Source organism: Streptosporangium sp. NPDC050148 (assembly GCF_055586505.1).
This window is the reverse complement of sequence record NZ_JBVJIA010000041.1, coordinates 64,044-70,416: the sequence shown is the minus strand read 5'-3', so window position 1 is coordinate 70,416 and position 6,373 is coordinate 64,044. Positions and strand designations below refer to the sequence as shown.

5 protein-coding genes are annotated in these 6,373 nt (G+C 71.8%); 3 read left to right on the top strand and 2 right to left on the bottom strand.

What is annotated here, in order from left to right; all coding sequences use genetic code 11:
- Positions 1-265: 265 nt before the first annotated feature.
- Positions 266-1,201 carry a type I pantothenate kinase gene (gene coaA / locus ACZ6RT_RS32690; protein WP_399185759.1) on the bottom strand — a complete coding sequence of 312 codons (936 nt, stop codon included), beginning with the start codon at positions 1,199-1,201 and terminating at the stop codon, positions 266-268.
- A gap of 5 nt (positions 1,202-1,206) precedes the next feature.
- Here coaA and glmS point away from each other — a divergent pair, with 5 nt between their 5' ends.
- Positions 1,207-3,165, top strand: a complete 1,959-nt coding sequence (gene glmS / locus ACZ6RT_RS32685; protein ID WP_470157710.1) for a glutamine--fructose-6-phosphate transaminase (isomerizing) — start codon at positions 1,207-1,209, stop codon at positions 3,163-3,165.
- Positions 3,166-3,428: 263 nt separating this feature from the next.
- A complete protein-coding gene (locus ACZ6RT_RS32680) occupies positions 3,429-4,844 on the top strand; it encodes an alkaline phosphatase PhoX (RefSeq protein WP_470157708.1) in 1,416 nt (471 codons plus the stop codon).
- A gap of 180 nt (positions 4,845-5,024) precedes the next feature.
- Here ACZ6RT_RS32680 and ACZ6RT_RS32675 read toward each other — a convergent pair whose 3' ends face one another.
- Positions 5,025-5,714 carry an SDR family NAD(P)-dependent oxidoreductase gene (locus tag ACZ6RT_RS32675; RefSeq protein ID WP_470157706.1) on the bottom strand — a complete coding sequence of 230 codons (690 nt, stop codon included), beginning with the start codon at positions 5,712-5,714 and terminating at the stop codon, positions 5,025-5,027.
- A 302-nt stretch (positions 5,715-6,016) separates the two neighbouring features.
- Here ACZ6RT_RS32675 and ACZ6RT_RS32670 point away from each other — a divergent pair, with 302 nt between their 5' ends.
- Positions 6,017-6,367 carry a holo-ACP synthase gene (locus tag ACZ6RT_RS32670; protein WP_399185762.1) on the top strand — a complete coding sequence of 117 codons (351 nt, stop codon included), beginning with the start codon at positions 6,017-6,019 and terminating at the stop codon, positions 6,365-6,367.
- Positions 6,368-6,373 lie beyond the last annotated feature (6 nt).

The following is a 6,373-nucleotide window of genomic DNA, read 5'->3' as shown; positions in this document are numbered from 1 at the left end:
GAAAGCTACCTCGCGGGTCTTCATCTTCGCGGAGCCCTTTTGTGGATCCGAAGCCTTCAACCCCTCTAAAGATCCGAAGTCCGTACAGGCCCTAGGACCTGTGCCACGGCTCGCTGAATCCCGCGGGCGGTGCGGGCACGCGGCGGCTCCCCGACCCCGACGGCCCGGTCCGGCGATCCCGCCCTACGGCGGCGAAGAGCGGGGCTCGTCCGGTGCGCGTCCTTTGCCGGGGCGGTCAGGCGCCGGGGGCGGGGGCCGCGGCGGGTCAGATGCGGCGGAGCCTGACGCGCCTGATCGAGTGGTCGGCGCCCTTGTGCAGCACCAGGTCGGCCCGGCCCCGGGTGGGGGAGATGTTCTCGACGAGGTTGCGCTCGTTGATGTCGCGCCAGACGTTCCTGGCGAAGTCGGTCGCCTCCTCCTCCGACAGCTCGGCGAGGTGCCTGAAGTAGGACTTGGGGTCCTCGAAGGCCGTCCGGCGCAGCTTGTGGAAGCGGTCCACGTACCAGTCGCGGATGTGCTCGACCTTGGCGTCCACGTAGATCGAGAAGTCGAAGTAGTCGTTGATCGCCAGCGCGGTGGGCGGTGCGGGCTGGAGCACGTTCAGGCCCTCGACGATGAGGATGTCGGGGCTGCGCACGGTCTGGACCGCGCCGGCCACGATGTCGTACTCCAGGTGGCTGTAGACGGGGGCGGTGACCTCGGGCAGGCCCGCCTTGACGTCGGCGACGAACCTGACCAGGGCCCGCCGGTCGTAGCTCTCCGGGAAGCCCTTGCGGTGCATGATGTCCCGGGCGGTGAGCACCTCGTTGGGGAACAGGAAGCTGTCGGTGGTGATCAGGTCCACCCGGGGGTGCTCGGGCCAGCGGGCCAGCAGGGTGTGCAGCAGCCTGGCGGTGGTCGACTTGCCGACCGCGACGCTGCCGGCGATGCCCAGCACGTACGGGGCCGCCCGACGCCCGCCGCCGAGGAAGGTGTTCAGCGCCGCGCTGCGCTGCCTGGCGCCGGTGAAGTGCAGGTTGAGCAGCCGGGTGAGCGGCAGGTAGATGTCGGTGACCTCGGCCAGGTCGATCGGGTCGTCGAGGCCGCGCAGCTCCTCCAGCTCCTCCGCGGTGAGCGTCAGCGGGGTGTTCCTGCGCAGCTCGCTCCACCGGGATCGGCTCAGCTGCACGTACGGTGTCGCGGCGTCAGGACCGTTGGCCATGGTGCATGAGCCTACTGATCGCACCGGGGCGCGCTCCGGCCGGGGCGCCGGGCGGGATTCTTGGGCTGCGCTGGGGGTTCTCCATAGGTACGGTGGCCGATCCTCAAGGAAGGGGGGTGGCCATGTGCGGGATCGTGGGATACACCGGGCGGCGGCAGGCGATCGAGGTCGCGGTCGAGGGGCTGGGACGGCTGGAGTACCGGGGGTACGACTCCGCGGGGGTGGCCCTGGTGGGATCCGGCGGCCTGGCGGTGGAGAAACAGGCGGGCAAGCTGGCCAACCTGCGCTCGGCGCTGCTCTCCCGGCCCACGCCGCCGGCCACGACCGGGATCGGGCACACCCGGTGGGCCACGCACGGGGCCCCGACCGACCGCAACGCCCACCCGCACACCGACTGCGCGGGGCGGATCGCGGTCATCCACAACGGGATCATCGAGAACTTCGCCGCGCTCCGGGCCGAGCTGGAGGACGCCGGGCACCTGCTGGTCTCCGAGACCGACACCGAGGTGGTGGCGCACCTGCTGGAGGAGTTCGCCGCCGGGGGCCTGGCCGAGGCGATGCGCCGGGTCTGCCTGCGCCTGGAGGGGGCCTTCACGCTGCTGGCGATCTCGGCCGACGAGCCCGAGGTGGTGGTGGGGGCGCGGCGCAACTCGCCGCTGGTGGTCGGCCGGGGGGACGGGGAGAACTTCCTCGGCTCGGACGTGGCGGCGTTCATCGCCCACACGCGCGAGGCGGTGGAGCTGGGCCAGGACCAGGTGGTCGAGCTGCGTCCCTCGAAGATCACGGTGGTCGACTTCAACGGCATGCCGGCCGAGACGCGCGACTACCACGTGGGCTGGGACGCCGCTGCCGCCGAGAAGGACGGCTACGACCACTTCATGCTCAAGGAGATCGCCGAGCAGCCCAGGGCCGTCGCCGACACGCTGCTCGGCAGGGTCGGCCGGGACGGCCGGCTGGCACTGGACGAGATGCGGCTCTCTGACCAGGAGCTGCGGGACATCAACAAGATCATTCTGGTCGCCTGCGGGACCTCGTACCACGCGGGGCTCATCGCGAAGTACGCCATCGAGCACTGGGCCGGGCTGCCGTGCGAGGTCGAGGTGGCCAGCGAGTTCCGCTACCGCGACCCGATCCTCGACCGCGACACACTGGTGATCGTGATCAGCCAGTCCGGCGAGACCATGGACACCCTCATGGCGGTACGGCACGCCCGCGGGCAGCGCTCCCGGGTGCTGGCGATCTGCAACGTGAACGGCTCCACGATCTCCCGCGAGTCCGACGCCGTCCTGTACACGCACGCGGGCCCGGAGGTCGCGGTGGCCTCCACCAAGGCGTTCCTGACCCAGCTCGTCGCCTGCTACCTGGTGGCGCTCTATCTCGCGCAGGTGCGGGGCACGAGGTTCGGCGACGAGATCACCCAGATCTTCGACCGGCTGGCGCAGCTGCCGTCCAAGGTGAGCGAGGTGCTGGCGACGGTCGAGCCGGTCCGCGCGCTGGCCAGGTCGCTGGCGGGCGAGCGGTGCGTGCTGTTCCTCGGGCGGCACGTGGGTTTCCCGGTCGCGCTGGAGGGGGCGCTCAAGCTCAAGGAGCTGGCCTACATGCACGCCGAGGGGTTCGCCGCGGGCGAGCTCAAGCACGGCCCGATCGCGCTGATCGACGCGGGGCTGCCGGTGGTGGTCGTGGTCCCCTCCCCGACCGGCCAGCGGGTGATCCACGACAAGATCGTGTCCAACATCCAGGAGATCCGGGCCCGCGGCGCCAGGACCCTGGTCATCGCCGAGGAGGGCGACCTCGCGGTCGAGCCGTACGCCGACACGCTGATCCACATCCCGGCGGTGCCGACCCTGCTCCAGCCGGTGGTGGCCACGGTGCCGCTGCAGGTCTTCGCCTGCGAGCTGGCCACGGCCAAGGGGCACGACGTCGACCAGCCCCGCAACCTCGCCAAGTCGGTCACGGTGGAGTGAGGCCCGTCCGGGGCTCCGCGCGGACGGCGTCGAGGCACGTCGAGGCACGTCGAGGGACACCGGGCACCGGTGGCATCGTCGGCACCACGAACACCACGAACACCAAAAGCGTCAAAAGGCTCGAAGAAACCTATGGGCACCGGAAGCCGACAAGAGAGGAGTCGTTTACCTTTCCGGATTATTAATTATTCATAAATGCCCTATAGCGGTCCTCCGGAACAGATTAACGTTGCGTGAACGTACCTGATCCAAGGGAGCCACAGATGGATCGTCGCCGTTTCCTCGCCCGGAGCACCGCACTGGCGGCGATCGGGGTGGCCGGGCCCTTCGCCGGGGTCGCGCGGGCGGGACAGAGCGGGCAGCTCCGCTCCGGGAGCGGCTACGGGCCGCTGGTTCCGGTCGCGGACGAGCGGGACGGCGTGGTCCGCCTCCACCTGCCCTCCGGTTTCCACTACCGCTCCTTCAGCGTCGCCGGCGACACGTTCACCGACGGTTCGGTCGTCCCTTCGCGGCACGACGGCATGGCCGCCTTCCGGGGGCCCGGAACCAGCGCGATCCTGGTCCGCAACCACGAGGTCAACGGGCCGGTCGGCGCATTCGGCGACCCGGCCAAGGCCTACGACCCGGCGGCCGGCGGCGGCACCTCCACGCTCCGGGTCAGCCGCTACGGCGAGGTGCTCGCCTCCGCCCCCAGCCTGACCGGCACCCAGATGAACTGCTCGGGCGGGCCGATGCCCTGGGGTGCCTGGGTGAGCTGCGAGGAGACCGTCAACGGCCCCGACGTGGGCAACGACCCCACCGGCCAGGACAACGGCAAGCTGACCCAGAAGCACGGCTACGTCTTCGAGGTCCCGATCGACGGCCGCGGCCGCGTGCCGATCAGGAGCGCCGGGCGGTTCGCCCACGAGTCGGCCGCGTTCGACCCGCTCACCGGCGCGCTCTACCTCACCGAGGACGACTTCCTCTACCCGTCGGGCTTCTACCGGTACCTGCCCCCCAAGAACCCGCTGACCGCGGGCCGCATCCTCGACGGCGGCAGGCTGCAGATGCTGGCCGTGCAGGGCGCCCCGAACAAGGACCTCTCGATCGGCCAGCCCGCGGGGGCCTCCTACGCGACGACCTGGGTGGACATCGACGACCCCGACCCCACCTACACCGGCACCACCACCTACGAGACGGCCATGCTGGCGGTCTCCTCCCAGGGCAGGGCCAAGGGGGCGGCGCTCTTCTCCCGGCTGGAGGGGGCGGTCAGCCACCACGGCACGATCTACTTCGTCTCCACCCAGGGCGGCGCGACCGCGCCCGGCGACACCCCGCCCGGCGGCTACGGCAAGGGACGCGGCCAGGTGTGGGCGTACGAGACGTGGAGCGGCCGGCTCAAGCTGGTCTACGAGTCGCCGGGCTCGGTCACCCTGGACCTGCCGGACAACGTCACCACCAGCCCCCGGGGCACCCTGGTCCTGTGCGAGGACGGCTCCGACGGCAACTACCTGCGCGGTCTCACCGCCGCCGGTCAGATCTTCGACTTCTCCAGGCTGGCCCCGGTCCAGGGCGACTCCGGCGCCGAGTTCGCCGGCTCGACCTTCGGCCCCGGAGGCCACACCCTCTACGTCAACATGCAGGCGTCCCAGGGCATGAGCTTCGCCATCTGGGGTCCCTGGCAGCGCGGCGGCTTCTGACCGGCCCGCGGGTCCCCTCCGGGAAGACCCCGCGGGCCGGGTCCCCTCCGGAGGAGGTCCGCCGGCCGGGGCTCTCGCCGGTGGGTTCCCCGGCCGGCCGGGGAACCGGGCCACCGGGCGCGGAGGCCGCGAGAGGCCGGGCCGTCACGGGGAGGGCCGGGTCACCAGGGGAGGGCCGGGTCACCAGGGGAGCGGGCCCTCCTGCGCGCCGAACGTGCCGGTCGGGCCGTCCTGGCCGAGGACGGCCATCCGCACGGCCACCGTCGCGCCCTCGGCCGCCGTGCGGGTCCCGGTGTGACCGGTCAGGTCGGTGGCGCAGTGCCCGGGATCGACCGCGTTGACCAGGATCCCGGATCCGCGCAGCTCGTTGGCGTACATCACGGTGATCGCGTTGAGCGCGCTCTTGGCGGAGTTGTAGGCCAGCATCGTCCAGTCGCGGTTGATGCCGTCCCTGGCCGCGGTGAGGGCCAGCGAGCCCAGCCGGGAGGTCATGTTGACGATCCTGGCCTCGCCGGAGGCCCGCAGCAGCGGGATCATCGCGTGGGTGACCGTGACGACCCCGAACACGCCGACCTCGTACGTGCCCCGCATGTGCCCGGCGGTCACGTCCGCCGGGGCCACCCCGTGGTCGCCGCAGAGCGCGGCGTTGTTGACCAGGACGTCGAGCCTTCCGAACTCCTCCCCGACGACCCTGGCTGCGTCGCGGGCCGCCGCCTCGTCGGTGACGTCCAGCGGCAGCGGGCGGGTGCCCTCGGGGGCGTGACCCTCGTCGCGTACCCCGGCGAACACGGTCATCCCGTGCCCGGCGAGCTGCCGTGCGATCTCCCTGCCGATGCCCCGCCCCGCTCCGGTGACCAATGCGATCCTCATGAGCCGTCGTTCCCCTCTGTAGATGTCCATAGATGTCCGTCGATGTCCGTGCCGAGGACGCACAGTCTGGGCGGGGCCGCTTGGAAGTGACCTGGGGGCCGGTTGTGACGGCGCGGACCCGGGCGACCGGCGGCCCGCGAGCACCCGGATCCCCCGGATCCGTTGGGCCCCCGCCCGGATCCCCTGGACCCTCTCGGCCTCCCCCGGACCTCCTGGCCCCCTGGCCCCCTTGGATCCTCGCCCGGACGTCCGCCCGGCCCCGGGCGTCACGGCACCGCCGCCCTCTCTTCTAGCCTGGGTGGATGATCGTTGGTATCGGCGTCGACGTCGTGGACGTGGCCAGGTTCGAGGTGACGCTGACGCGCACGCCCGCGCTGAGGACGCGCCTGTTCACCCCGGCGGAGAGCGGGCTGGCCGCCGAGTCCCTGGCCGCCAGGTTCGCGGCCAAGGAGGCCGTCGCCAAGGCGCTGGGCGCGCCTCCCGGGCTGCCGTACCGGGACGCCGAGGTCGTGCGCGGCCAGCACGGCCGTCCCGAGCTGCGGGTGACCGGCCGGGTGGCCGACGTCGCCCGTGAGCTGGGCGTGGCCCGCTGGCACGTCTCGCTGACCCACGACGGGGGCGTCGCCATCGCCTACGTGATCGCCGAGGGATAGATTCGG

Coding starts and splice junctions, on each gene's coding strand:
- coaA (WP_399185759.1), bottom strand. CDS start 1,201: ATGGCCAACGGTCCTGACGCCGCGACACCGTACGTGCAGCTGAGCCGA.
- glmS (WP_470157710.1), top strand. CDS start 1,207: ATGAGCCTACTGATCGCACCGGGGCGCGCTCCGGCCGGGGCGCCGGGC.
- ACZ6RT_RS32680 (WP_470157708.1), top strand. CDS start 3,429: ATGGATCGTCGCCGTTTCCTCGCCCGGAGCACCGCACTGGCGGCGATC.
- ACZ6RT_RS32675 (WP_470157706.1), bottom strand. CDS start 5,714: ATGAGGATCGCATTGGTCACCGGAGCGGGGCGGGGCATCGGCAGGGAG.
- ACZ6RT_RS32670 (WP_399185762.1), top strand. CDS start 6,017: ATGATCGTTGGTATCGGCGTCGACGTCGTGGACGTGGCCAGGTTCGAG.